We start from the raw sequence: 23,301 nt of genomic DNA on the forward strand, positions 1-23,301 counted from the left end.
AACGGCCTTCGGGCCGTTTTTTTGTGCCCGGCAAAAAACTTTTATCGATCGCTGTAACGCATCGCCGAGTCGTTTCTCTAGTGGGGCAAGCAAGCGCAATCGCTTGTTCAAACCCAAGTTCAAACCGGAGAAACATCATGACTGCTACCACCCGCACCCTGTCCGCCACCGCCCTGGTTCTGGCCCTCGGTTCTGCTCTGAGCATCGCTGCCGTCTCCACCGCCCACGCCGCTGACGACAACATGGAAAAATGCTTCGGCGTGGCCATGAAAGGCAAGAACGATTGCGCCGCAGGTGCGGGCACCACCTGTGCCGGCACCGCGAAAATGGATCATCAGGCCAACGCCTGGAAACTGGTTCCGAAAGGCACCTGCGCCACCACCGAAAGCAAAACCTCGCCGACCGGTTTCGGTCAGCTCGAAGCGTTCAAAGCCAAGTCCTGATCCGGGAGCCGCCCGAGTGTCGATCATGATCACATCCTGCGACCATGCCTTGCGCCGCACTCGGGCAGCCCTCACCGGGCTCCCGTCCCGTGCCGGGCTGGGGCTCAAGAGCGAGCACTTCAGCGAAGTGCTCGATTCACGTCCGGACATCGGTTTCTTCGAAGTCCACGCCGAAAACTACATGGTGGCCGGCGGCCCGTTTCATCACTTTCTGGGTTTGATTCGCGAGGCGTATCCGCTGTCGCTGCATGGTGTCGGGCTGTCCATCGGGGCCGAAGGCGCGCTGGATGCTCAACACCTCAAACGCCTGAGCGCGCTGATCGAGCGCTATCAACCCCACTCCTTTTCCGAACACCTGGCCTGGTCGAGCCATGGCCCGGTGTTTCTTAATGACCTGCTGCCCCTGGCTTACGACACGCCGACGCTGAACCGCGTCTGCGACCACATCGACCAGGTGCAGAACACCCTCAAGCGCCCGATGCTGCTGGAAAACCCGGCGACTTATCTGGCGTTCCAGCGCTCGACCATCGACGAAGCCGATTTCATCCGCGAAGTCATCCGGCGCACTGGCTGCGGTCTGTTGCTGGACGTGAACAATGTCTACGTTTCGTGCATCAATCATCAACGCGATCCCCTGACTTATCTCGACGCATTGCCGCTGCACGCGGTGGGCGAGATTCATCTGGCCGGGTTTGCCGAAGATGCCGACAGCCTCGGTGATCGCTTGCTGATCGACGATCACGGCGCGCCAATCGATCAAGCGGTCTGGTCGTTGTACCGGCAAGCGCTGGAACGCGTCGGCCCGGTGGCAACGTTGATCGAACGGGACAATCAGGTGCCGGCCTTCAACGTGCTGTTGGCGGAAGCGCAGCAGGCCGATGAGCTGTTGCTGTGCGCGGGAGGTCGGCCGTGAGCACTCAAGCTGCGTTCAGCGCAGCGTTGCTTGATATCGACCTGCCCTGCCCCGACGGTTTGTGCAGTGCCAACGGCGCCGATCCGGCCAGCCGTTTCGCGGTGTACCGCAACAACGTGCAGGGTTCGCTGATCAACGCATTGGCCGAGAGTTATCCCGTGGTCATGCAGTTGGTGGGGGACGAATTCTTCCGGGCCATGGCCGGAGTTTTCGTGCAAAGCCATCCGCCACACAGTCCGTTGATGAGTGACTACGGCAGTGAGCTGGCGGACTTCATCAGTGAGTTCGAACCAGCCGCGAGCGTTCCCTATCTGGCCGATGTCGCGCTGCTGGAACGCTTGCGCACGCAGGCCTATCACGCTGCCGATGCGTTGCCCCTGAGTCAGGAGCGGATCGCTGCTGTGTTTGCAGATGCCGATGCGCTGAATGAACTGCACATCGGTCTGCACCCTTCGCTGCATCTGCTCGATTCAAGCTTCGCCGTGGTGGACATCTGGGCCGCGCATCAGCACGACGCGACGCTGGCCGGGATCGATCTGCATCACGCCCAACACGCGTTGATCCTGCGCAATGGACTGGAAGTCGAGGTGTTCTCCGTGGATCGCGGCGCCAGCCAGTTCATTCGCCAGCTCAAAGCTGGTCTGTCACTCACGCAGGCGCTGGAATCCGCCGAGGCCTTCGACCTCAGCCAGACCCTCGCCCTGCTCATCAGCCGCCACGTCATCACTCATTTCCACCCAAAGGTGTCGTCATGAACAGTCTGATTGCGCGCGCCATCGCGCTGCTGAAAAAAATCCCTCACAGCCTGATCGCCTTCATCGCGCGTTTTTCCATCGCAGCCGTGTTCTGGAAATCCGGGCAGACCAAAGTCGAAGGGCTGGCCGTCGACCTGATCGATGGCACCTTCGAGTTCGGCTGGCCGCGCCTGGCCGACTCGACGATTCCGTTGTTCAAGAGCGAGTACCACGTGCCGCTGCTGTCGCCGGAAATCGCCGCGCATCTGGCGGCGTTTGCCGAGCACTTCTTCCCGATCCTGATCCTGATTGGCTTCGCCACACGCTTTTCGGCGCTGGCCTTGCTGGGCATGACCCTGACCATTCAGCTGTTCGTGTATCCGGATGCCTACCCGACCCACGGCACCTGGATGGCGGTGCTGCTGTACCTGATGGCGACCGGGCCGGGCAAACTGTCGATCGATCACCTGATCGCCAGGCACTACAACCGGTCAAGCGCCTCGCCGCTGAGCTTGAACCAGCCGATCAGGTAATCCGCCAGCACCTGGGTGCGTTTCGGTAGCCCGCCCTGATACGGGTGCACCAGGTACATCGGCATGCGCCGGGTCTGAAAATCCCGAAGGAGCCAGCGCAATCGGCCGTCAGCCAATTCCGTCTGCAGCAGATAGGACGGCAGGCGAGCGATCCCGGCGCCGGCCAATGCGGCTTTCTTCAACAGGTTGTAGTGATTGCTGGCGAACGGCCCCGACACCCGCACCCGCAGCAGTTCGTGTTGCTGGTGATAGAGCCATTCTTCGCGACCGCTGTAATGACTGTTGAGCAGGCAACGGTGTTCGGTCAGCGCCTGCGGCGTCAGCGGTTCGCCAAAGCGCTCCAGATATTCAGGGCTGGCGCAGGTCATTTCCTGCCAGGCCAGCAGCGGCTTGGCCACCAGTCGCTCGTCATTGGCCACTTCGGTGCGGATCGCCAGATCGAAGCCGTCGCGGGACAGGTCGCGGTAGCTGTTATTCAGCTCCAGTTCGATCTGCACTTCGGGGTATTTCTGCGAGAAGTCCAGCAGCAGGCCATCGAAGAAAGTTTCCCCCAGCGAAACCGGAACCGTCATACGCACCGGGCCGGCCATGTCGTCCTTCAATCGCGCCAATGCCTGACGCGCTCTTTCGACCTGGACTACAAGCGCCTGAGCCTGCGGCAACAACGCCGCACCGGGCGCCGTCAGGCTCAGCCGACGCGTGGTGCGTTGCAGCAACACCACGGAAAACCGCGCCTCCAATTGACTGATGCGCTTGGACAACTGCCCCTTGCTGCACCCCAATTGCTGCGCCGCCAAGGTAAAACTACCGGCCTCGATCAACACCGCGAACGCCGCCAGATCATCCATCTCGCTCATGGATTGTTTCCATTTGAAAACCAAAGGTTGCCCATTAGTGCGCTTATCCGCAGAAAAAACCACTCTAGACTGAAACCTCGTTCAATCACTTGAGGCAAGCACGATGAAAATTCTGTTGATCGGCGCGGGCGGCACCATCGGTTCGGCGGTGGATAAAGAGCTGTCGCAGCGTCATGAAGTCATTCGTATCGGCCGCAGCAGCGGCGATTTCCAGGTGGATATCAGCGACAGCGCATCGATCCGCAAGCTGTTCGAACAGACCGGCAAGTTCGACGCACTGGTCTGCGCCGCCGGCAACGTAACCTTCGCCCCGCTGGGTGAAATGACCGAAGACAGCTTCGCCCTCGGCCTGAAAGACAAGTTGATGGGTCAGGTCAATCTGCTGCTGATCGGCCGCGAATTCGCCAACGACGGCGCATCGTTCACCTTCACCACCGGCGTGCTCAGCCACGATCCGATTCGCAGCGGCGCCTCGGCTGCACTGGTCAACGGCGCGCTGGACAGCTTCGTCCGCGCAGCGGCCATCGAGCTGCCACGCGGTCTGCGCGTGAACTCGATCAGCCCGACCGTGCTGGTCGAAGCCATGGGCAGCTACGCCCCGTACTTCCGTGGCTACAAGCCGGTTCCTGCGGCGGATGTGGCATTGGCCTACGCCAAAAGTGTCGAAGGCTTGCAGACAGGTCAGACATTTCACGTGGGCTAAACCCTTGTGATGAACGGTCAGCCTGCGTAACGTGGCGGCACTTGTCTGGAGAGCCGAAGATGCGTGTTGCCCGTTCCCTGATCGTTGTTGCCCTGCTCCCGTTGTTTGCTGCGTGCCAGTTGTTCGATGGTGCGCGGGAAAGCGCCTCCCACGTCGGCCAGACGCGGATGCAGGGGCAACTGACCGCTGCCGACGGCAAACTGGTGTTCCAGGCCTGCGGCGAGCAGCGCCAGTACGTGGTCAATGACATCGGCGGCACCAGCGTCCTGCAAGAGGCCGCCACCCTGGCCGATCAACAGGGCAAGCTGTTCGCCGACGTGCGCGGGAAGATCGCCGGCGACCGCCTCGACCTGACCCAGCTCTATCGCGTCGAACGCTCCGGCCCCGCCTGCGATGATCCCAACTTCAAACAGCTGATCCTGCGCGCCGCCGGCCATGGCCCGGAGTGGAACGTAAAAGTCAGCGGCAAAGGCCTGGTCATCGACCGCGAAGGCCAGCCACCGCTCGCCGTGCCCTACGTCGAAGAGCAACTGGGCGACGGCCGTTTCAACCTCAGCAGCGAAGCCAACAACCAGCGCATCGAGTTGTGGGTGGCGCCGCAGCGCTGTGTCGACAGCAGCACCGGCAGCGTGCAGCACATGAGCGCCGAGCTGCGTATCGACGGCAAGGTGCAGCGTGGTTGCGGGTATTTCGGCGGTTCGCGTAACGACTGATCGTTTTACCCTCACGGGATCCGGCCGTTGCGGCTTATAATCGCCGCCTTCAAACGCCCTGGCGCAGTTGTGCGCCCCGCGAACCGGATCCTGTCATGTTACGAATCACTGAACTCAAGCTGCCGATCGACCATCCCGACGAAGACCTGCGCGCTGCCATCGTGCAACGCCTGGGCATTGCCAGCGATGACCTGCTCGATTTCACCTTGTTCAAGCGCAGCTACGATGCGCGCAAAAAGTCCTCCGAACTGTGCTTTATCTACACCATCGACCTCGAAGTGCGCGACGAGGCCAAGGTGCTGGGCAAGTTCGCCGACGACCGTAACGTCAACGTGGCGCCGGATGTCAGCTACAAATTCGTCGGCCAGGCGCCGAGCGACCTGAGCCAGCGCCCGATCGTGGTCGGTTTCGGCCCGTGCGGGATCTTTGCCGGCCTGTTGTTGGCGCAAATGGGCTTCAAGCCGATCATCCTCGAACGCGGCACCGAAGTACGCCAGCGCACCAAGGACACCTGGGGCCTGTGGCGCAAAAGCGTGCTCAACCCCGAGTCCAACGTGCAGTTCGGCGAAGGCGGCGCGGGCACGTTCTCCGACGGCAAGCTGTACAGCCAGATCAAGGACCCGAAATTCCTCGGCCGCAAGGTGCTGCACGAATTCGTGAAGGCCGGTGCGCCGGAAGAAATCCTCTACGTCAGCAAGCCACACATCGGTACGTTCCGTCTGACCGGCATGGTCGAAACCATGCGCGAAGAGATCCGCGCGCTGGGCGGTGAAGTACGCTTCCAGGAGCGCGTCACCGACGTGCTGATCGAAGACGGCCAACTGGTCGGCGTCGAGCTGGCCAGCGGCGAAACCCTGCATTCGAAACACGTGGTTCTGGCCCTCGGCCACAGTGCCCGCGACACCTTCCGCATGCTCCACAGCCGTGGCGTGTTCATGGAAGCCAAGCCGTTCTCGGTGGGTTTCCGCATCGAGCACCCGCAATCGCTGATTGACCGTGCGCGTCTGGGCAAGTACGCCGGCCACCCCAAGTTGGGAGCCGCCGACTACAAACTGGTACACCACGCCAAGAACGGCCGTTCGGTCTACAGCTTCTGCATGTGCCCGGGCGGCACCGTGGTGGCGGCGACTTCCGAGCCGAACCGCGTGGTCACCAACGGCATGAGCCAGTACTCGCGTAACGAGCGCAACGCCAACTCCGGCATCGTCGTCGGCATTACCCCGGAAGTCGACTATCCGGGCGGCCCGCTGGCCGGGATCGAGTTGCAGGAACGTCTGGAGTCCCACGCTTTCATCCTCGGCGGCAGCGACTACAAGGCGCCGGCGCAACTGGTTGGCGACTTCATCAACGACATTCCTTCGACCGAACTGGGCGAAGTCGAGCCTTCGTACAAACCGGGCGTGTCACTGGGCGATCTTGCCCTGGCCCTGCCGGACTTCGCCATCGAAGCGATCCGCGAAGCACTGCCGGCGTTCGAGAAGCAGATTCGCGGTTATTCGCTGCACGATGCGGTGCTGACCGGGATCGAGACCCGCACCTCGTCGCCGCTGCGCATTACGCGTAACGAGGCGCTGCAGAGCATGAACGTCAAAGGCCTGTTTCCGGCCGGTGAAGGCGCGGGTTATGCGGGCGGGATTCTGTCGGCGGGTGTTGACGGGATTCGGATTGCTGAAGCGGTGGCGCGTGACATTCTCGGTCTGAAAGACTGATCCGCACGACCTGAAACACTGCAAAAAACTGTGGGAGCGAATTCGCTCCCACAGTCGTTTTCGGCGTCAGATATTGGCGCGCAGAACCGAGGCCGGCAGCGCCTCACCCCGTTCGGCACTCGCTGCCACAGCCGCCATCAATCCATCCAGTTCATAGCCCTGCGCCTTGAGCCACGCCTGATCGTAATAGGTGTCCGCGTAGCGCTCGCCGCCATCGCACAGGATCGCCACGATCGAGCCCGACTCTCCCGCCGCTTTCATCTGCTGCGCCGCCATCAGCGCGCCGATCAGGTTGGTGCCGCTCGACCCGCCCACATGCCGGCCCAGACGCTGCGCCAGGTAATGCATGGCCGCCAGCGACAAAGCATCCGGCACCTTGACCATCGCATCGATCACCTTCGGCAGGAACGACGCTTCTACCCGTGGCCGGCCGATGCCTTCAATCCGCGAACCGTGGTCCAGACGCAAGCTCGCGTCGCCGGTCTGGTAAAAGTCGAAGAACACCGAACGCTCGGCATCGGCGCACAGCACGCGGGTGCAGTGCTGGCGATAGCGCACGTAACGGCCAAGGGTCGCGGTGGTGCCGCCGGTGCCGGGGCTGGAAATCAGCCAGGCCGGGCACGGGTGCTGCTCGTAACGCATCTGCTGGAAGATCGACTCGGCGATGTTGTTGTTCGCCCGCCAGTCAGTGGCGCGTTCGGCGTAGGTGAACTGGTCGATGAAATGACCGTCGTGCTCGCGGGCCAGGCGTTCGGACTCAGCGTAGATCTGGGTCGGATCGTCCACCAGATGACTCTGGCCACCATAGAAGGCAATCTGGGCGATCTTCTCCTTGGACGTGGTCGCCGGCATCACCGCAATGAACGGCAGCCCCAGCATCCGCGCGAAGTACGCTTCGGAAATCGCCGTCGAACCGCTGGACGCCTCGATCACCGGCGCACCCGGTTTGAGCCAGCCGTTACACAAGGCGTAGAGAAACAGCGAACGGGCGAGCCGATGTTTGAGGCTGCCGGTCGGATGGCTGGATTCATCCTTGAAGTACAACTCGATGCCCGGGAACCCCGGCAGCGGCAAGGGGATCAGGTGGGTGTCGGCGCTGCGCTGAAAGTCCGCTTCGATGATCCGGATGGCTTCGCGGGCCCACTGTCGGTTGTCGCTCATGGCTGTTGATCTCGTTGAGTCGGGCAGAAGTGCCTTCACAGGCTCAGCCCCCAAGCTTAGGAAAAAACCTACAGCACTGACAGATACAGCTGAGCTTCAATCCCTCGGGCAACTGCTAGGCTCTGCTGCACGTCGGCCTGGCGCTCTGTAACCGCATATAACAAAAAAGAATATAACTTTTGTTTTAACAACTAACGGTACGGGTTAGGGTGTGCCACCTTTTGACTTTATCGATGGAGAGCGACCTTGCCTCTGCGTAGCACTTTCACGCGTTTCTTTCAGTTGGAAGCTGCCAGCGGTCTGTTACTGATCGCCGCGGCCATCCTGGCCCTAATCATCAACAACTCGCCGCTGTCGTGGTTGTACAGCGGCCTGCTCGACACCCCGGTGGTGGCGCAGATCGGCGCGTTGAAGATCGCCAAACCCCTGCTGCTGTGGATCAACGACGGCCTGATGGCGCTGTTCTTCCTGCTGATCGGCCTGGAAGTGAAGCGCGAAGTCCTCGACGGTCAGCTGTCGAAACCGTCGCAGATCGTCCTGCCCGGCGCGGCGGCCATCGGCGGCATGCTGGTGCCGGCGCTGATCTACTGGTTCCTCAACCGCGACAACCCGGCCGCCCTCGACGGCTGGGCGATTCCGACCGCCACCGACATCGCCTTCGCCCTCGGCGTGCTGGCCTTGCTCGGCAAGCGGGTGCCGGTGTCTCTGAAGCTGTTCCTGATGACATTGGCGATCATCGATGACCTCGGTGCCATCGTGATCATTGCGATCTTCTACTCCGGCGAACTCTCGACCCTGTCGCTGGGCCTCGCGGCGGCATGCATCGCGGCGCTGGTGGCGATGAACCGGCTCGGGGTGGTCAAGCTCGGGCCGTACATGATCATTGGTTTGATCCTCTGGGTCTGCGTACTCAAGAGCGGTGTCCACGCGACGCTGGCCGGTGTGACCCTGGCGTTCTGCATCCCGCTTCGCACCAAAAACGCCGAGCCTTCGCCGCTGCTGACCCTCGAACACGCGCTGCACCCGTGGGTCGCCTACGGCATCCTGCCGCTGTTCGCCTTCGCCAACGCCGGCCTGTCGCTGACCGGCGTAACCGCCGAAAGCTTCACCCACCACGTGCCGATGGGCATCGCCGTCGGCCTGCTGCTGGGCAAGACCATCGGCGTGTTCGGCCTGACCTGGCTCGCCGTCAAAACCGGCATCGCCGCCCTGCCCCAAGGCGCCAACTGGGGCCAGGTACTGGGCGTGGCAATCCTCTGCGGGATCGGCTTCACCATGAGCCTGTTTGTCGGCTCCCTCGCCTTCGTGCCGGGCGCCAGTGAATACGCCGGGATGGACCGGATGGGCATTCTCACAGGCTCGGTTTTCGCGGCATTGATCGGTTATGCGGTGACGTTGGCGGCGAGCAGAAAGAACACCGCGCTGCCCTCCTGATACGCGATGGATCGCCGTAGCGAACAATCCTCACGTCTTTAGAGACGCGTCCTGCTGCCACGATGTTCCTGCTTCATTAATGCCGTAAACCAACAAAAAACCCCGACCAGTCACCTGATCGGGGTTTTCTTTTACCGCTCGTTCGCGATTAGTGCGAAACGCGGCTGGTTCCGCCAACGGTCGAAATCCGTACCCGCTCACCCACGCGGAACACTTCATTCTCCTGCACTTGCTGCACATAGGCACGCATGCTGCCGTCGTCTTCGCGCACGGTGATTTCAACGCCCTGGGTGCGGGTCAGGCCTTCTTCAGTGGCCGAACCGATCAGGCCGCCGGCCACGGCACCGATAACGGCTGCAACGATGCTGCCTTTGCCGCCGCCGATGGCGCTGCCGCCGACACCGCCCACCGCTGCACCGGCGAGGCCGCCGATCGGGGTCTTGGTGCCTTCGATTTTCACCGGACGCAGGGATTCGATGGTGCCCATGCGAATCGTCTGCACGCGACGCGCTTCGTCACGGGAGTAGGAGTCACCGGTCAGGCTCGACTGGCAGCCGGTCAGCAACATCGCCATCGTGGAAAAGGAAGCAACCAGCAGAACAGACTTACGCATAGCATCAACTCCAAAGGACAGGTATTCATTAAACTCCGCAGCTTGACGCCTGTCACGGCGTCGCCCGGATAAAGTTGCTTTCATTCAGGCCCGGTACAGGCACCCGCGAACTCACCCAACAGTAGCGCCAAAATCCGTTTCCTGCGCCGCCGACCCAAGGATTTCCATGGATTACTTCATCATTGTCGTCACCACCGCCGCCGGTCTGTACTTCCACTGGTGGCTGTATGTGCGGATCAAACGCTGGATGGATCGCGACCTGGCCTTGTCACTGGCCGGCAAGGATGAAGGCAAACGCGCCTTCATGCTCGAACGGCTGAAGCAGGCTCAGGCGCAGAAAATCAAGCGCCGGGACCTGCCGAAGTGGCTTGAGGCCGCTGCGGCAGGCTATCCCGCTCGGTAGACTGCTCAGGGTGCCAGACGTTCAAGAATCCAGTCGGCGCCCTGCACACGGTAGTTGAGGCGATCGTGCAGACGGCTCGCGCGGCCCTGCCAGAATTCGATGCGCTCGGGGAGCAAGCGGTAGCCGCCCCAGTGTTGCGGGCAATCGGGCTGGGTGTCGGTGAAACGTTGCTCGGTAGCCTTGAGCAAGTCTTCCAGTTCACCCCGGCCGTTGATCACCCGGCTCTGCGGTGAGGCCCAGGCGCCGAGTCGGCTGCCCAGCGGTCGCACCTGATAGTACGCGTCGGACTCTTCAGGCGTGACCTTCACCACCCGCCCTTCAATACGCACCTGACGCTCCAGGGTCGGCCAGAAGAACGTCATGGCAGCGAACGGGTTCGCTGCCAGATGCTGGCCCTTGGCGCTTTCGTAGTTGGTGAAGAAGGTGAAGCCCTGCTCGTCCAGCCCCTTGAGCAGCAGAATGCGGCAATGCGGACGGCCGTCCGCATCCACCGTGGCCAGGGTCATGGCGTTGGCCTCCACTGGCGCCTGTTCGGTTTTCACCGCTTCGGCAAACCACTGGTGAAACAACGCAAAGGGCTCGGCCGGAGCTTGCGCCTCGGTCAGGCCATCCCGGGTGTAATCACGACGCATATCTGCCAGAGACTGGGTCACGGCGCATTCCTTTTCGTTAGCGGATCACTTTTTGGTGGTATCGGTCGCAGCGACTTTCTTGTCGGTTGCGGCAGCTTTGGCGGGCGCGGTCTTTTTCGCCGGAGCCTTGGCCGGGGCTTTCTTCGCTGGAGCCTTGGCAGCAGCTTTCTTGACCGGAGCCTTTTTGGTGGCCGGTACAGCGGCTTTCTTCGCGGCCGGCGCCGGGGTCACCGGTTTGGCGGCAGGCTTGACGTCCTGGGCAGCAACCATGGTCACTGGCTTCGGTGCTGGCATGTTGTATTTGCTGAGCAGCGCGACCATGGTGTTCTGCGGGGTCACCAGCAGTTCGACGCGGCGGTTCAGGGCACGGCCTTCAACGCTGTCGTTGGCGGCACGCGGCGCTTCGGAACCCATGCCGCGCAGCATCAGACGATCACGCTGCAGACCGCTGAGACGGAAGATCGCCGCCACGGCTTGGGCGCGTTCCTGGCTCAACTTGACGTTGGCCGGAGCGGCGCCGGTGGTGTCACTGTGACCGAGCACCAGCACGGCGGTTTTCGGGTCGGCTTCGAGGATTTTCGCAACGCGGGTGAACGGGCCGAGGGTCACTGGCAGCAGCATCGCCGGGCGGTCCGGGTTGAACGAGCCTTCAACCGGCGCGGTCACGACCAGCACGTTTTCACGGCGCTCGAGTTGCAGGTTGCTGTCCTTGATCGCGGTGCGCAGGCGCGGCTCATAGTCATCCAGCCAGGCCTGAGTCACTTTCGGATCGGGCATCGGCACGACTTTGGCGGTGTCCTGCTCCTTGCCGCCGAACGGCCACCACCATTTGCCGCCCTTGTCGGCCTCGGCCTTGGCGACTTCGACCGGCTTGGCTTCGGGTTTGGCTTCAGCCTTCACTTCAGGCTTGGCCGCCGAGTCGTCCGAGCCAAACGGCCAGTACCACGGACTGCTGCTCTCGGCCTTGGCCACCGGCGCGGTGGCAGCCGGTTTCAACGGGGCAGGTGCCGGAGCCGGCTCCTTGGCTGCGACTTTGTCGGAAGAACCGAACGGCCACCAGCTGCCGCCATCGGCGTCGTTCTTCGGAGTCTGTGCACAACCAGTGATTGCGAAACACAGGGCCAGGGCGAGAGTTTGTTTGGACGACATTGGAAACCCACAAAAAGAAGTAGTGAACAATCAGAGGACTTTCGCCCGGATAAACAGACGCTTTGAAACGAAATTCGCCATGAGGTTCCGGCCCTGGAACCTCGGACGATGCTTTACAGACAAGTGGCTAGTACCCGCGCCAGCTTCTGCGCGCGCGGATCCATCAAGACGTACGGCCCCAGGGTATTTGTCACAAATCCGAAGGCCACATCGTGCTCCGGATCAGCAAAACCGATGGAACCGCCCGCACCCGGATGACCGAATGCACGCGGACCGAGGCCATAAGTGGCGTTCGGCACGTCGGGTTGATCGAGCATGCAGCCGAGACCGAAACGAGTGCGGGTCAGCAAGGTCTTGTCCTCGCCGAGGCTGTGTTCACGGGTCAGTTCTTCGAGCATTTCGCTTTCCAGCAGGCTGCCGTCAAGCAGACCGGCGTAGAAACCGGCCAGACTGCGCGCATTGCCGTGGCCGTTGGCCGCCGGTTGCTGCATGCGCCGCCATTCCGGTTTGTTGGTGCTGGTGAGCACCGACGGCGGATTGGTGAAGGCCCGGGTGGTCATCGCTGTTGGTTCGCGCATGGTCACTTGCAGCAAGCGCTGGGCGGCGGCGTCGCCGGTGTTGCCCTTGCCCCGTGCAATGTGCGCCACGCGATGAAACTCTTCATCGGCCAGACCGACATGGAAATCCAGCCCAAGCGGTTTGGCGACCCGCGCCACGATCGATTCCCCCGGCCCGCGACCGTCAGCACGCCGCAGCAACTCACCGATCAGCCAGCCGTAAGTGATCGCGGCATAGCCGTGACCGGTACCCGGCGTCCACCACGGTGCTTCGGCCGCGAGGGCATCGACCATGGTTTGCCAGTCATACAGCGCTTCCGGCGCCAGCAATTCGCGCAGGGCCGGCAGACCGGCCTGATGGCAAAGCAGTTGGCGCAGGGTGACGGACTCCTTGCCGGCGGCGGCGAATTCCGGCCAGTAACGGGCGACCGGCGCATCGAGCTGCAACTTGCCTTCGGCAACCAGTTGCAGCGCGGTGACGGCGGTAAAGGTCTTGGTGCAGGAGAACAGGTTGGCGATGGTGTCGCTGTGCCAGGCCTCGGCGCCGTCCTTGTCGGCGGTACCGGACCAGAGGTCGAGGACGGTTTCCCCGCCGACCCGGATGCACAACGCGGCGCCGCGTTCCTGGGGATCGTCGAACAGTGCGGCGAAGGCTTCGCGCACCGCTTCGAATTGAAGCTCGTAATGTCCCTGAATCTGCACCCGCAACTCCCCCGCGAAAACGCTCTACAAAGTGGCCCGCATTGTTCCAGCCCGTGAGGGTTTTGGGAACCGCTGCGGGCCGGGCGGTCTTCAGGTTTCGTAACGATCAGTGACCGTTGCCCGAGTGCCCGCCGGTGTGGCCAGACCCCTGCCCCGGGCCTTTGCCGGCGTCTGCCTTGCGGCCGCCTTCGATTTCGTGGCCGGTCTTGTCCGCTGCGGCAGCCGCTTTCTGGGCTTCTTTGCTCAACTGATCGACGGTCGCCAGGTTGCTCTTGCGCACGGCTTCGACAAAACCCTGGAACGGCAGATCGGTGACGCCAACCAGACCAAAGTGACCGTTCTCGCCATCGAGCAGGCGCCCGGTCACCGGTTGGTCCAGATACTGGAACCAGTGCACGCCGACAATCGACGGCTCGCTCAGCGCTTGTTTAAGGAAGTTGGCGTAGGCCGGGCCGCGGTCTTCTTCCTTGCTCAACGGAGTCACGCCGCCCCAGAACGGGCCACGGTCGGAGGAGCCGAAGTTGAACTCGGTGATCAGCACCGGTTTGTCGAGGCTGCGCAGTGCGGCGAAGTCATAACCGTCCTGCGGTTGCAGGGTGTACATGTTGAAGCTCAGCACGTCGCAATACTGGGCGCAGGACGCCACGGCTTCCGGGGTGCTGGTGGCAAAACGGCCACCAAGCAGCAACTGGTTCGGCGCGTGCCATTTCAGCGAGTCGGAAATCGTCTTGAAGTAGGTGTCGGCAAAAACCTTCTGGAAATATTTGAAGTCAGCCTCGATTTCCGGATGCTCCGGATTCGGCAGCGGCGCTTCGAAACCCGGGTCTTCCATCAATTCCCATGCCGGCAGATCAATCCCCCAGGCCTTCGACAGCCCCGCCTGGTTGCGGTACTTGTCGCGCAATTGCTTGAGGAATGCGCGTTTGGCCGGAACATCGGTGGTCATTTTCAAGGTGCCGTAGGCCAGCGCGTAACGGGATTTCGGATCATCACCGGGGCCGGCCCAGGCCAGTTCGTTGTCGGCGAAGTAGCCGATCAGCCATGGATCGTCGCGATGATCGCGGGCGGCAATCGCCACGGCGCGTTCGGTGGCCATCGCGAAGCGCGGATCGAACGGGTCAGGCATGCCGCCCCACCAGTCGGTGCCGGTGCTGATGCTGGTGTAATCGCCGACGATCGACAGCGGCAAGGTGTACGGCATGCGCTCGGCGTCGCCCAGTTGCGGCGCGCTCCAGTTACCGACCGTGTTGAAGCCCCAGGCTTGCAGGCGATCAAGGGTGTGGCTGGCCCACTTTTGCTCGTCGACCGTGTTTTGGCACGGCGCCGCAACGCGGCGCCCGCTGGTGGCTGCCGACTCGGCGACCCCGGCTTTCGGCTGCTCGGAGGCGGCTAACGGTGCACTGGCGTTGGTCGCGGCTTCTTCGGCGGCCCCGGCCTTGGCGGCTTCGGCCACTCCGGCCTTGTTGCCGCTGTCCTGAGCGCACGGCTCGCCATACAGACGCTGAAGGTTGGCGCCGTAGAAGTCGTACCAGCGCCCGAAATTGTAACCACGGCCCTGATCGACACCGTTGCCGCCACGGTTGTCACCTTCACCGAAATGGCTGGCCAGCGGCTCTTCCGGTTTTGGCAGGGATTCGAACATGTACTCACGGCCGGCCACGTAGGTCTGGGTGACCTCCGGGCTGACGGTGTTCACCCCCAGGGAATAGAACGGATGGCCCTCGGGCGTCACCAGATACCAGCGGCCGTCACGCTTTTCGGTGCGGAAGAAACCGCTGGCCTTGAACGCCGGGCCTTTGCTCCAGCCACCGAACTTGTCCAGCGACGACTTTTCGCGCTCGGCCAGCCAGGTGTTCAGTTGTTGCTGTTCTTTGGCGGCGGCGGATTTCAGTTGTTCGTCATTGGCGACTTTCTCCGGCCACTTGCCGCGAGTCGACTGGCCGTAGGCATCCACCAGATTGCCGTAGGCGGATTTGATCACTTCGCCCTCGTCCTGCACGCCAAAGCGCTCGAGCAACAGACTTTGCGCGGCTTTCGGCTGATCCATCGACAGGCTGACCGACACCACCTGGCTGCGATCCAGCTCACCGCTGCTGCTCGCCAGCAGGATGCGCTGGCCATCAATCGTCATCGGCATCACCGGCCCGGCTTTCATGCCCTGGCTGAGTGGCGAGGTTGCGGTCAACGGCACGAGCAAGGTCTGCGCCGGGCCGGCCGGCAGGTCGACGCGGCTGACCAGGGTCTTGCCGTCGTTGCTCTGGATTTGTACGTAGACGGTCACGGCCCAGTTCATCGCGCTCTGGATGCGCAGGCTCATCATGCCGGACTGCGACCAGTCCCAGGCACCGGTCTGCGGGGACAGACGCAAGGTCGGGCGGGCCGTCGGGTTGAACGTCACCCGGCGCAGCACTTCGCCTTCGGGGGTCTGCTCGGCGTTGGCTTGCGGCAAGTCAGCGTTTTCGGTCGCCACTTTCACCACATCGGCGGGGCGGACAAAGTTGAACAGGGTCTGCTGGCCGGCAGGTGCCGCCAGCAAGGGGCCAGCGAAAACCAGGGCAAAAAAGGCAGGCAACGAACGACGAATCATGAGAACGAATTTCTCCCTAACGACCCACGAGGGCCAATGGAAAAGCGATAGCAGAGAGATAGACAGCGCGGCGGGCAAAACTGCCCCCCGATGTCTCAGGATATTTCACGACGGAAAGGAGGCAACGCATTGAGGATCGCCTTGCCGTAGCGCTGGGTGACCAGCCGCCGATCCAGCAAGGTGATGGTGCCGCGGTCTTCTTCGGTGCGCAGCAAACGGCCGCAGGCCTGGACCAGCTTCAGCGAGGCATCGGGCACCGAGATTTCCATGAACGGATTGCCGCCCCGGGCTTCGATCCATTCCGACAGTGCGGCTTCGACCGGATCGTCCGGCACCGAGAACGGGATCTTGGCGATCACCACGTGCTCGCAGTAGGCGCCCGGCAAGTCCACGCCTTCGGCGAAACTGGCGAGGCCGAACAGCACGCTGGAATCACCGCCATCGACCCGCGCCTTGTGCTTGTTCAGGGTTTCCTGTTTCGACAGGTTGCCTTGAATGAACACTTGCTTGCGCCAGTCGCGGTCGAGGCCGTCGAACACGTCCTGCATCTGCTTGCGCGACGAGAACAGCACCAGACTGCCGCGAGAACCTTCGACCAGTTCCGGCAGATCGCGGATGATCGCGGCGGTGTGGGCGGCGGCATCGCGCGGGTCGGCCTTCAGGTCCGGCACCCGCAACACACCGGCGTCGGCGTGATGGAACGGGCTAGGCACCACAGCGGTGACGGCTTTTTTCGGCAGACCGGCACGCATGCGGAAACGGTCGAACGTGCCGAGGGCGGTCAACGTCGCCGAAGTCACCAGACAGCCGTAGGCCACGTTCCACAGACTGCGACGCAGGGTTTCGGCGGCGAGGATCGGGCTGGCGTTGACCTCGATGTCGAACAGCGAACCGCTTTCGGCCAGGGTCAGCCAGCGGGCCATCGGCGGGTTGTCTTCCGGGTCTTCGGCGGTGAACGCGGTCCACAGTTCCCAGTTGCCGGAGGCACGGGACAACAGGCTGCCGAACAGTGGATACCATTCTTCGGCCTGATTGCTGGCGATGCCGATGTTGACCTCGCCGTCCATGCCTTCCTTGAGCAAGTCGGTCAAACGGGTGAACAGGTCATTGAGGCGGGCGAAGCCTTTTTTCAGCTCGATGCCCATCTCGCGCATGTGCTCGGGAATCACCCCGCCGATGAAGCGATGACGCGGACGCTCGCGGCCTTCGACGTCTTCACCGGGTTTGAAGTCGGCGATCTGTTCGCAGGCGGTGAACATGAATTGCTGCTGGGTCTTGATCTCCCGCGCCAGCTCCGGCACCTGCTCGATCAGTTTGCCGAGGTCGCCCGGCAGCGGGTGCTGGGCCAGCAGTTTGGTGAGGTTCTTGGCGGTGGTTTCCAGCCAGTCGGCGGTGGAACGCAGGCGCGTGTAGTGAGCAAAGTGGCCGATGGCCTTGTCCGGCAGGTGGTGACCTTCGTCGAACACATAAATGGTGTCGCGCGGATCGGGCAAGACGGCCCCGCCGCCCAGCGCCAGGTCGGCCAGCACCATGTCGTGGTTGGTGACGATCACGTCGACCTTGCCCATGCCTTCGCGGGCCTTGTAGAAGGCGCACTGGCCGAAGTTCGGGCAATGACGGTTGGTGCACTGGCTGTGATCGGTGGTCAGGCGCGCCCAGTCGGCGTCTTCCAGCGCGTTGGGCCAGCTGTCGCGGTCGCCGTCCCATTTATTGCCGGCGAGCTTTTCGATCATGCTGGTGAACAGCTTCTGGCTGGCCTCATCGACCTCGATCTTGAAGCCTTCTTCTTCGAACAGCTGTGCGGTGGCGGTCTGCGCGTGGCCTTCCTGCAACAGCATGTCGAGCTTTGACAGGCACATGTAGCGGCCACGGCCCTTGGCCAGGGCGAAGCTGAAGTTCAGCCCGCTGTTGCGCATCAGGTCGGGCAAGTCCTTGTAGACGATCTGCTCTTGCAGGGCGACGGTCGCGGTGGCGATCACCAGGCGTTTGCCGGCCAGTTTGGCGGTCGGAATCGCGGCCAGGCTGTAGGCCACGGTCTTGCCGGTACCGGTGCCGGCTTCCACCGCGACAATCGCGGGGTCGCCACTGCGCCGGCCTTCGTCGTCGGTGTCGATATCCCCGAGGACTTTGGCGACTTCAGCGATCATCAGGCGCTGGCCGTAACGCGGTTTGAGGCTCTTGGCCTCTAGAAAACGCGAGTAGGCGCCCTGGATCGTGGTTTTGAGTTCAGTGCTGATCATTGAGTGTCGGGCGCAAAAAACGCTGGATAAATTTTCAGTGGTTCGGATCGGCGGCTATCATACCCCGCGAATCGATCCCGCGCAGAACGGAGTACCCCAATGACACCTTTTAGCCTCGTTTACCCCATCCATGTACTGGCCGCGCTGGTGTGGGTCGGCGGCATGTTTTTCGCCTGGATGGTCCTACGCCCCGCGGCGATGAAGGCACTGGACGGTCCCGGGCGCCTGACGCTCTGGGTGGAAGTGTTTCAAGGTTTTTTTCGTTGGGTGTGGGGGGCGGTGATTCTGCTGCCGGTCACCGGGGTGGGCATGTTGCATCTGCAACACATCGCCTTCGACAACGCGCCGCGCTATGTGCAGGTGATGATGGGGTTGTATGTGGTGATGACCGCGCTGTTCATCCGGATTCAGGCATTGATGCTGCCTGAACTGCGCACGGCGGTGCAGGCGAAGGACTGGCCGGCCGGTGCGGCAGTGCTGGGGCGGATTCGCAAGGTGGTGGGGTTCAATTTGCTGGTCGGGGTGGTGCTGGTGGCGGTGGCTGCTGCTCGACCGATGATTTGAGCTTGTTCGCTCCCGCGCACGGCGCGGGAGCGATCAGGTGACAGATTACAACCGCTGTACGGTGACAGACCCCGCCGCACCCGCAGGCCCTGGCTGTCCGTCAGCCCCCGGCTTGCCGCTCTTGCCGCCATCGGCGCGATAGACCAGGCAGCCCTTGGACTTGCCTCCCGCTCCCGGCTTGCCGCCAGGACCGGCCGGGCCACCGGCACCGCCGGCGACTTCAACCTTGATCAGCTCGGCCGGAAACTCGCGCGGCACTTCAAGACGCACCAGCGCACCCGGTGCACCCGGCTGGCCATCGCTGCCGTTGCTGCCATCAAAACCGTGTCCCGCCTGGCCCCAGGTGCAACCCGGCTCCTGACCGTTGGCGCCATCGAGCCCGACAAAACCCGGCGCACCGGTGCCACCACGGGCATCGACCACCAGCTTCGGCGCATTCAACGCCTTGAACTGCAAATTCAGATTGCGTCCGGCGCGGGCGGCTTTTTCGTAGGTGCCCGGTGCGCCACGGGCGGTGATCCGGCTGCCTTCGGCAAGCTCGGCGCGGATGACTTTCAGATCCAGCGCCTGTTCGCCCGGCACGATGGCGATGCGCGCTTCGTGGCCCAGCTGCAATTCGCCGACACTCAGCTCGGTCACGTTCGAAGGAATCAGCAAAGTGCCGTAATCGGCGACCACCAGTTTCTCCAGTTGCAGAGTGCTGGCGGTGTTCGGCAGACGCATCAGCGAGTTGGTTTCGACGCTGACCACCTGGGCGCAGGCCAGGGGACTGATGAATGCAGCGAGCAGGCAGAGTTTACGCATGGGAAGCCTCCGGAGCGGCCGGGGCCGGGATGGTTTGCAGGTGGAAAACGCCGAACAACAGGATACGGCCACGATCACGCCACGGGTGCGGACGGCCCTTGAGGCTGCGGTTGCACAGCAGCACTTCGAGCACGTGGATCGCCAGCAGCAGACCGCCGGCCAGATTGACCAGCAGGTGCAGCGGATGAACAAACGGCACCAGCTGATTGGCCAGCACCACGCAGCAGAACAGCAGGGTCAACAATCGCCCCAGCCCACAGAACACCTTCATACGCTCCCCCGTGTTGCGAATTATTCTTTGGGCGCACAGTAACGGCTTCTGCAGGGGATAAGCCAGAGGGGAAAATGAAAAAAACCGGACCGCCGCCGGATGGCTGCCGGTTCGATGACGTTCATCGACCGACAGCTCTAGCCTGCGGACTACAGACTCATCCTAACGATTGATGTGCAGTTCCACCCGACGGTTCTGCGCACGCCCTTCGTCCGTGTTGTTATCGGCAACCGGCTCGCTCTCGCCGCGCCCTTCACTGGTGAGTTTGTTCGGCGCCAGGCCCTGGCTCAGCAAATACTCCGCCACGCTGCTGGCGCGACGTTCCGAAAGCGCCTGGTTGTAGGCATCCGAACCCTTGCTGTCGGTGTGGCCGATGACCTTGATGCTCACCACATCGGCATTGCGCAGTTTCTCCATCAACGTGTCCAGCTGGCTTTTCGCAGCCGGTTTCAGATCGGACTTGTCGAAGTCGAACAACACGTTGCCGGCGTCGTTGAGGGTGATGACTTCGGTTTGCGGGGCCGGTTCGGCGGGTTTCTCGGTGACCGGGTATTGCGGCAGCGGACAGCCACGGTGGTCGACCGGGGTGTTGGCCGGGGTATCGGGGCAACGGTCGCGGCGATCGAACACGCCGTCGTCGTCTTCATCGCCATCCTGGGCATAGCAGATCAATCCGCCGGTGAGGATCCCCAGCGCCGCACCACCGCCGGCCCAGCCGCCACTTTCGAGCGCGCCGAGACCGCCGCCGACCAGTCCGCCAATAAGGCTGCAGATCGGCCAGGTACGTTGATTGAGGGGAGCGGTGCCATCGCTGTGGGTGGCGCAACCGGTCAACAGGCTGCCCAGCAGCAGAACCGGCAAGACGGACCTTGTAAGAACACTCATCGTTAAAGCTCCTGTGTCACCGGCCCATACCGGTTACACAGGAGTAAAGACCCGCATCCGCGACTGCACAAGCCGCGGATGCGAGGGGGCTAGCGGTTGATTTTGATTTCGGTACGACGGTTCAGCGCGCGACCGTCCGCAGTTTTGTTGTCTGCTACCGGCTGGCTTTCACCGGCACCGGTCACCGACACGAAGCTGCTTTGTGGTACGCCGCTTTCGACCAGGTACTTGACCACCGAGTGCGCGCGGCGATCCGACAGTTTCTGGTTGTAGGCATCGCTGCCGACGCTGTCGGTGTGGCCGGTCACGGTCAGTTGAGCGGTGCTGGTTTCCTGTTTCAGGCGCGTGGCGACTTTATCCAGGACCAGTTTGTCGGCCGGGGTCAGCGTGGCCTTGTCGAACTGGAAGTGAACATCGCGGATGACAATGGTTTCTTCCTTGACCACTACAGCTTCTTCGACCACTGGCGCAGGGGCTGGTGGAGGGCAGCCGTCAGCATCGACCTGTACGCCTTTAGGCGTGCCCGGGCACTTGTCGCGACTGTCCGGCACACCATCGCCGTCTTCATCGCCATCACCGTGAACCCAGCAATAGGCTGCTGCCGTACCGCCGACGAGTAACGCGCCATACCCCGCCCATGCGGAGCTTTCGGTCGCACCGAGACCCGCACCGACGACACCACCGACTGCCGCACAGGTCGGCCAGTCGGTTTTCTGCAAACCTGCGCAACCAGTCAACACACTGGTTAGCAGAACCAAGGGTAATGCTGTCCGAACTATGCTCATCTAGTTTTCTCCTGAGGGATCGGCTTAGAACCGATTCAGGGAGTAAAGACCGGAGTTTTAATCTCCGCCAGCAATAGGCCATTGCTGTTTGTGCGCCTGTTCACGGGACTTCGACGAATTTGCCGCAAACCCGCGAGACAGAGATCTAGGCCTTGGCGTCCGGGCAGGCTAGTCTTGGCGCTCTGATTGAGGAGCTTCGATGAACGTCGCCATTTCTTCCCGCACGCCGCAACAGGCATTGGCCGCCCTGCTCGACCGCTACGCTCCGGCACGTCTGCTGCTGATCGGCGCCAGCGAGTTCCCGGCGCTGGCTGCCTTTAAGGAAGCGCACTCGGACACCTGCGTCGCGCACGCTGCCCCTGGTGCGTTGCCGGCAGAACTGGCGGCCCGGCGTTTCGACCTGGCGCTGGTGGTCGATTGCCTGGAACATTTGCCCAAGCGCGACGGCCTGAATCTGCTGGGCGGGATCCGCAACCTCAACGCCAGCCGCATCGCGGTGCTGGCGGATCTGCCGGCCAGCGGCTGGCAGGAAACCGATTTTTATTCCCTGGCCCTGCAAGCCAGCGAACGCTTCGCCCGGGACGAACAGGTGCTGACCCTGTTCACCTATGATCTGCTTGATTACAAACAAGTCCCCGACTGGCTCAACTCGCGGTTCTGGGCCAATCCGGAAAACTTCGGGAAATACTGGTGGTAATGCAATGAGTACAGCCATTTGCCCTTGCGGCAGCGGCAACCTGCTGGATGCCTGCTGCGGTCACTATCACGCCGGCCACCCCGCCCCGTGCGCCGAAGCCCTGATGCGCTCGCGCTACAGCGCCTACGTGCTGGGCCTGATCGATTATCTGGTGGCGACCACCCTGCCCGCCCAGCAAGCGGGGCTGGATCGCCAGTCGATCAGCGACTGGAGCGCCCAGAGCACCTGGCTCGGTCTGGACGTGGAAAGTTCGGAAGTGCTCGGCGGCCAGCCGGAGCACGCGTTTGTCACGTTCACCGCGCGCTGGCATGACGGTCAGGGCGAGCACAGCCACCGCGAGCGCTCGTCGTTCGTGCAGAACACCGGGCGCTGGTACTTCATCGACCCGACCGTGCAACTGAAGCTGGGACGCAACGACGCCTGCCCGTGCGCCAGCGGCCAGAAGTTCAAGAAATGCTGCGCGGGGTATTTCGGCAGCTGAAGCTAGACTGGGCAGCAAAGGGAGTTAAACCATGCTCGGTCATTGGCGCGCATTCCAGGTCTTCTCATTGCTCGTGTTTCTGGGGCTCGGCGGCTGCGCGTCGTGGTTCAGCGACGATTCCCTCGACCCCGCCGTGCACCTGGTGAAAGTCGAAGTGGTGCGCGCCAAGTTGCTGGAACAGAAATTCATCCTGCACTTTCGTATCGACAACCCCAACGACAGCGACCTGACCGTGCGCGGCCTGGAATACCGCATACACCTGGCTGACATGTTGTTGGCCGAAGGCGAGCACGAACACTGGATCACGGTGAACCCCAAAAGCAGCGCGTTTTACAACGTGCCGATCCGTACCAATCTGTGGCCGAAGGTGAAAGAGGTGGTGAAAATGCTGAAAAACCCGCACCAGCAGATTCCCTACCGACTGGAGGGCGAGATGGAAACCGGTTTATTCATCGCTCACTACGTGCACCTGGCGCGCAATGGCGTGATAATCCCCGCCGATTTGATTACGGAGTGACCCCGATGACCCAGCAACCTCATGTCCATGGCCCGGACTGCAACCACGATCATGACCATCACCACCATGATCACGACCATGGCCATGTCCACGGCCCGAACTGCGGCCACGCCCACCAGGAACCGGTGCGCAACGCCCTGAAAGACGTTGGCCGCAACGACCCTTGCCCATGCGGCAACGGCAAGAAATTCAAGAAGTGCCACGGCGCTTGATG

Annotated in this window: 26 protein-coding genes; 14 read left to right on the plus strand and 12 right to left on the minus strand. The window is 62.5% G+C overall.

All coding sequences use genetic code 11. The features are described from left to right. Positions 1–137 precede the first annotated feature (137 nt). The 4 genes from AC1RT4_RS12270 to AC1RT4_RS12285 are packed head-to-tail and all read left to right on the plus strand — an operon-like array spanning position 138 to position 2,623. A complete protein-coding gene (locus tag AC1RT4_RS12270) occupies positions 138–443 on the plus strand; it encodes a BufA1 family periplasmic bufferin-type metallophore (RefSeq protein ID WP_007959157.1) in 306 nt (101 codons plus the stop codon). Positions 444–468: 25 nt separating this feature from the next. Then, positions 469–1,356 carry an MNIO family bufferin maturase gene (gene bufB / locus AC1RT4_RS12275; RefSeq protein ID WP_493085488.1) on the plus strand — a complete coding sequence of 296 codons (888 nt, stop codon included), beginning with the start codon at positions 469–471 and terminating at the stop codon, positions 1,354–1,356. Further along, positions 1,353–2,111 carry an HvfC/BufC N-terminal domain-containing protein gene (locus AC1RT4_RS12280; RefSeq protein WP_493085489.1) on the plus strand — a complete coding sequence of 253 codons (759 nt, stop codon included), beginning with the start codon at positions 1,353–1,355 and terminating at the stop codon, positions 2,109–2,111. Before bufB ends, AC1RT4_RS12280 begins: the two co-directional genes overlap by 4 nt. Continuing rightward, positions 2,108–2,623, plus strand: coding sequence for a DoxX family protein (locus tag AC1RT4_RS12285; protein ID WP_493085490.1), 516 nt, complete (start codon positions 2,108–2,110; stop codon positions 2,621–2,623). The genes AC1RT4_RS12280 and AC1RT4_RS12285 overlap by 4 nt, the downstream gene beginning before the upstream one ends. Here AC1RT4_RS12285 and AC1RT4_RS12290 read toward each other — a convergent pair. After that, positions 2,572–3,480: a LysR family transcriptional regulator gene (locus AC1RT4_RS12290; RefSeq protein ID WP_493085491.1), complete on the minus strand. Its 909-nt coding sequence runs from the start codon at positions 3,478–3,480 to the stop codon at positions 2,572–2,574. The genes AC1RT4_RS12285 and AC1RT4_RS12290 overlap by 52 nt on opposite strands. 103 nt (positions 3,481–3,583) lie before the next feature. On the opposite strand from AC1RT4_RS12290, the gene AC1RT4_RS12295 reads away from it, so the two are divergent. The 3 genes from AC1RT4_RS12295 to AC1RT4_RS12305 all read left to right on the plus strand — a co-directional run bounded on the left by AC1RT4_RS12295 (position 3,584) and on the right by AC1RT4_RS12305 (position 6,605). Continuing rightward, positions 3,584–4,183 carry a short chain dehydrogenase gene (locus AC1RT4_RS12295; protein ID WP_007959150.1) on the plus strand — a complete coding sequence of 200 codons (600 nt, stop codon included), beginning with the start codon at positions 3,584–3,586 and terminating at the stop codon, positions 4,181–4,183. 59 nt (positions 4,184–4,242) lie between these two features. Beyond that, positions 4,243–4,896: a COG3650 family protein gene (locus tag AC1RT4_RS12300; protein WP_493085492.1), complete on the plus strand. Its 654-nt coding sequence runs from the start codon at positions 4,243–4,245 to the stop codon at positions 4,894–4,896. A 95-nt stretch (positions 4,897–4,991) separates the two neighbouring features. Then, entirely contained in the window at positions 4,992–6,605 is a 1,614-nt protein-coding gene (locus AC1RT4_RS12305) for an NAD(P)/FAD-dependent oxidoreductase (protein WP_493085493.1), read from the plus strand. Between the two features lie 66 nt (positions 6,606–6,671). Here the strand turns inward: AC1RT4_RS12305 and AC1RT4_RS12310 are convergent, their stop codons facing one another. Beyond that, the gene (locus tag AC1RT4_RS12310) at positions 6,672–7,766 is read right to left on the minus strand and encodes a PLP-dependent cysteine synthase family protein (protein ID WP_207985234.1); all 1,095 of its coding nucleotides are present in this window, start codon (positions 7,764–7,766) and stop codon (positions 6,672–6,674) included. Positions 7,767–8,012: 246 nt separating this feature from the next. Between AC1RT4_RS12310 and nhaA the strand changes: the two genes are divergently transcribed. Next, positions 8,013–9,200 (plus strand): Na+/H+ antiporter NhaA, encoded by a 1,188-nt coding sequence (gene nhaA, locus AC1RT4_RS12315; protein ID WP_273896465.1) that lies wholly within the window; start codon positions 8,013–8,015, stop codon positions 9,198–9,200. 148 nt (positions 9,201–9,348) lie between these two features. On the opposite strand, the gene AC1RT4_RS12320 is transcribed toward nhaA, so the two are convergent. Beyond that, the gene (locus AC1RT4_RS12320; protein ID WP_007918566.1) at positions 9,349–9,813 is read right to left on the minus strand and encodes an outer membrane lipoprotein; all 465 of its coding nucleotides are present in this window, start codon (positions 9,811–9,813) and stop codon (positions 9,349–9,351) included. A gap of 166 nt (positions 9,814–9,979) precedes the next feature. Between AC1RT4_RS12320 and AC1RT4_RS12325 the strand changes: the two genes are divergently transcribed. Next, positions 9,980–10,216: a hypothetical protein gene (locus AC1RT4_RS12325; RefSeq protein ID WP_007959143.1), complete on the plus strand. Its 237-nt coding sequence runs from the start codon at positions 9,980–9,982 to the stop codon at positions 10,214–10,216. A gap of 5 nt (positions 10,217–10,221) precedes the next feature. Here AC1RT4_RS12325 and pdxH read toward each other — a convergent pair whose 3' ends face one another. The 5 genes from pdxH to dinG all read right to left on the minus strand — a co-directional run bounded on the left by pdxH (position 10,222) and on the right by dinG (position 18,083). After that, complete coding sequence (gene pdxH / locus AC1RT4_RS12330; protein WP_493085494.1) at positions 10,222–10,869, minus strand: pyridoxamine 5'-phosphate oxidase; 648 nt, start codon at positions 10,867–10,869, stop codon at positions 10,222–10,224. A 24-nt stretch (positions 10,870–10,893) separates the two neighbouring features. After that, positions 10,894–11,997 carry an OmpA family protein gene (locus AC1RT4_RS12335; RefSeq protein ID WP_493085495.1) on the minus strand — a complete coding sequence of 368 codons (1,104 nt, stop codon included), beginning with the start codon at positions 11,995–11,997 and terminating at the stop codon, positions 10,894–10,896. Positions 11,998–12,110: 113 nt separating this feature from the next. After that, on the minus strand, positions 12,111–13,256 hold the full coding sequence (locus AC1RT4_RS12340; protein WP_007959136.1) for an EstA family serine hydrolase: 1,146 nt from the start codon (positions 13,254–13,256) through the stop codon (positions 12,111–12,113). A gap of 106 nt (positions 13,257–13,362) precedes the next feature. After that, complete coding sequence (locus AC1RT4_RS12345) at positions 13,363–15,843, minus strand: beta-agarase (RefSeq protein WP_493085496.1); 2,481 nt, start codon at positions 15,841–15,843, stop codon at positions 13,363–13,365. Positions 15,844–15,938: 95 nt separating this feature from the next. Then, on the minus strand, positions 15,939–18,083 hold the full coding sequence (gene dinG, locus AC1RT4_RS12350) for an ATP-dependent DNA helicase DinG (protein ID WP_007952008.1): 2,145 nt from the start codon (positions 18,081–18,083) through the stop codon (positions 15,939–15,941). 99 nt (positions 18,084–18,182) lie between these two features. Here dinG and AC1RT4_RS12355 point away from each other — a divergent pair, with 99 nt between their 5' ends. Continuing rightward, positions 18,183–18,647 (plus strand): CopD family protein, encoded by a 465-nt coding sequence (locus AC1RT4_RS12355; RefSeq protein ID WP_007952006.1) that lies wholly within the window; start codon positions 18,183–18,185, stop codon positions 18,645–18,647. A 45-nt stretch (positions 18,648–18,692) separates the two neighbouring features. On the opposite strand, the gene AC1RT4_RS12360 is transcribed toward AC1RT4_RS12355, so the two are convergent. The 4 genes from AC1RT4_RS12360 to AC1RT4_RS12375 all read right to left on the minus strand — a co-directional run bounded on the left by AC1RT4_RS12360 (position 18,693) and on the right by AC1RT4_RS12375 (position 21,392). Then, a complete protein-coding gene (locus AC1RT4_RS12360) occupies positions 18,693–19,451 on the minus strand; it encodes a collagen-like protein (RefSeq protein ID WP_375745762.1) in 759 nt (252 codons plus the stop codon). Next, positions 19,444–19,722: a DUF1145 domain-containing protein gene (locus AC1RT4_RS12365; RefSeq protein ID WP_039771353.1), complete on the minus strand. Its 279-nt coding sequence runs from the start codon at positions 19,720–19,722 to the stop codon at positions 19,444–19,446. Before AC1RT4_RS12365 ends, AC1RT4_RS12360 begins: the two co-directional genes overlap by 8 nt. Positions 19,723–19,884: 162 nt before the next feature. Continuing rightward, a complete protein-coding gene (locus tag AC1RT4_RS12370) occupies positions 19,885–20,607 on the minus strand; it encodes a PA1041 family peptidoglycan-binding anchor lipoprotein (RefSeq protein WP_493085497.1) in 723 nt (240 codons plus the stop codon). Positions 20,608–20,696: 89 nt separating this feature from the next. After that, positions 20,697–21,392 carry a PA1041 family peptidoglycan-binding anchor lipoprotein gene (locus AC1RT4_RS12375; protein WP_007951999.1) on the minus strand — a complete coding sequence of 232 codons (696 nt, stop codon included), beginning with the start codon at positions 21,390–21,392 and terminating at the stop codon, positions 20,697–20,699. A 199-nt stretch (positions 21,393–21,591) separates the two neighbouring features. Between AC1RT4_RS12375 and AC1RT4_RS12380 the strand changes: the two genes are divergently transcribed. From AC1RT4_RS12380 to AC1RT4_RS12395, 4 genes are read left to right on the plus strand one after another with little or no spacing between them, the layout of a single operon-like run. Continuing rightward, positions 21,592–22,089, plus strand: a complete 498-nt coding sequence (locus AC1RT4_RS12380) for a DUF6231 family protein (protein WP_493085498.1) — start codon at positions 21,592–21,594, stop codon at positions 22,087–22,089. A gap of 4 nt (positions 22,090–22,093) precedes the next feature. Beyond that, the gene (locus AC1RT4_RS12385; protein ID WP_007955017.1) at positions 22,094–22,570 is read left to right on the plus strand and encodes a YchJ family protein; all 477 of its coding nucleotides are present in this window, start codon (positions 22,094–22,096) and stop codon (positions 22,568–22,570) included. A gap of 31 nt (positions 22,571–22,601) precedes the next feature. After that, a complete protein-coding gene (locus AC1RT4_RS12390) occupies positions 22,602–23,087 on the plus strand; it encodes an LEA/WHy family protein (protein ID WP_493085499.1) in 486 nt (161 codons plus the stop codon). Positions 23,088–23,092: 5 nt separating this feature from the next. Continuing rightward, positions 23,093–23,299 (plus strand): SEC-C metal-binding domain-containing protein, encoded by a 207-nt coding sequence (locus AC1RT4_RS12395; RefSeq protein WP_007955014.1) that lies wholly within the window; start codon positions 23,093–23,095, stop codon positions 23,297–23,299. The last annotated feature ends 2 nt before the right edge of the window (positions 23,300–23,301 follow it).

Source organism: Pseudomonas sp. GW821-FHT11D10 (assembly GCF_058808435.1).

What these genes read in the sequence shown, in the direction of transcription:
- AC1RT4_RS12270 (WP_007959157.1), top strand. Translation starts at nt 138, where the DNA reads ATGACTGCTACCACCCGCACCCTGTCCGCCACCGCCCTGGTTCTGGCC.
- bufB (WP_493085488.1), top strand. Translation starts at nt 469, where the DNA reads ATGATCACATCCTGCGACCATGCCTTGCGCCGCACTCGGGCAGCCCTC.
- AC1RT4_RS12285 (WP_493085490.1), top strand. Translation starts at nt 2,108, where the DNA reads ATGAACAGTCTGATTGCGCGCGCCATCGCGCTGCTGAAAAAAATCCCT.
- AC1RT4_RS12290 (WP_493085491.1), bottom strand. Translation starts at nt 3,480, where the DNA reads ATGAGCGAGATGGATGATCTGGCGGCGTTCGCGGTGTTGATCGAGGCC.
- AC1RT4_RS12295 (WP_007959150.1), top strand. Translation starts at nt 3,584, where the DNA reads ATGAAAATTCTGTTGATCGGCGCGGGCGGCACCATCGGTTCGGCGGTG.
- AC1RT4_RS12300 (WP_493085492.1), top strand. Translation starts at nt 4,243, where the DNA reads ATGCGTGTTGCCCGTTCCCTGATCGTTGTTGCCCTGCTCCCGTTGTTT.
- AC1RT4_RS12305 (WP_493085493.1), top strand. Translation starts at nt 4,992, where the DNA reads ATGTTACGAATCACTGAACTCAAGCTGCCGATCGACCATCCCGACGAA.
- AC1RT4_RS12310 (WP_207985234.1), bottom strand. Translation starts at nt 7,766, where the DNA reads ATGAGCGACAACCGACAGTGGGCCCGCGAAGCCATCCGGATCATCGAA.
- AC1RT4_RS12320 (WP_007918566.1), bottom strand. Translation starts at nt 9,813, where the DNA reads ATGCGTAAGTCTGTTCTGCTGGTTGCTTCCTTTTCCACGATGGCGATG.
- AC1RT4_RS12325 (WP_007959143.1), top strand. Translation starts at nt 9,980, where the DNA reads ATGGATTACTTCATCATTGTCGTCACCACCGCCGCCGGTCTGTACTTC.
- AC1RT4_RS12335 (WP_493085495.1), bottom strand. Translation starts at nt 11,997, where the DNA reads ATGTCGTCCAAACAAACTCTCGCCCTGGCCCTGTGTTTCGCAATCACT.
- AC1RT4_RS12345 (WP_493085496.1), bottom strand. Translation starts at nt 15,843, where the DNA reads ATGATTCGTCGTTCGTTGCCTGCCTTTTTTGCCCTGGTTTTCGCTGGC.
- dinG (WP_007952008.1), bottom strand. Translation starts at nt 18,083, where the DNA reads ATGATCAGCACTGAACTCAAAACCACGATCCAGGGCGCCTACTCGCGT.
- AC1RT4_RS12355 (WP_007952006.1), top strand. Translation starts at nt 18,183, where the DNA reads ATGACACCTTTTAGCCTCGTTTACCCCATCCATGTACTGGCCGCGCTG.
- AC1RT4_RS12360 (WP_375745762.1), bottom strand. Translation starts at nt 19,451, where the DNA reads ATGCGTAAACTCTGCCTGCTCGCTGCATTCATCAGTCCCCTGGCCTGC.
- AC1RT4_RS12365 (WP_039771353.1), bottom strand. Translation starts at nt 19,722, where the DNA reads ATGAAGGTGTTCTGTGGGCTGGGGCGATTGTTGACCCTGCTGTTCTGC.
- AC1RT4_RS12370 (WP_493085497.1), bottom strand. Translation starts at nt 20,607, where the DNA reads ATGAGTGTTCTTACAAGGTCCGTCTTGCCGGTTCTGCTGCTGGGCAGC.
- AC1RT4_RS12375 (WP_007951999.1), bottom strand. Translation starts at nt 21,392, where the DNA reads ATGAGCATAGTTCGGACAGCATTACCCTTGGTTCTGCTAACCAGTGTG.
- AC1RT4_RS12380 (WP_493085498.1), top strand. Translation starts at nt 21,592, where the DNA reads ATGAACGTCGCCATTTCTTCCCGCACGCCGCAACAGGCATTGGCCGCC.
- AC1RT4_RS12385 (WP_007955017.1), top strand. Translation starts at nt 22,094, where the DNA reads ATGAGTACAGCCATTTGCCCTTGCGGCAGCGGCAACCTGCTGGATGCC.
- AC1RT4_RS12390 (WP_493085499.1), top strand. Translation starts at nt 22,602, where the DNA reads ATGCTCGGTCATTGGCGCGCATTCCAGGTCTTCTCATTGCTCGTGTTT.
- AC1RT4_RS12395 (WP_007955014.1), top strand. Translation starts at nt 23,093, where the DNA reads ATGACCCAGCAACCTCATGTCCATGGCCCGGACTGCAACCACGATCAT.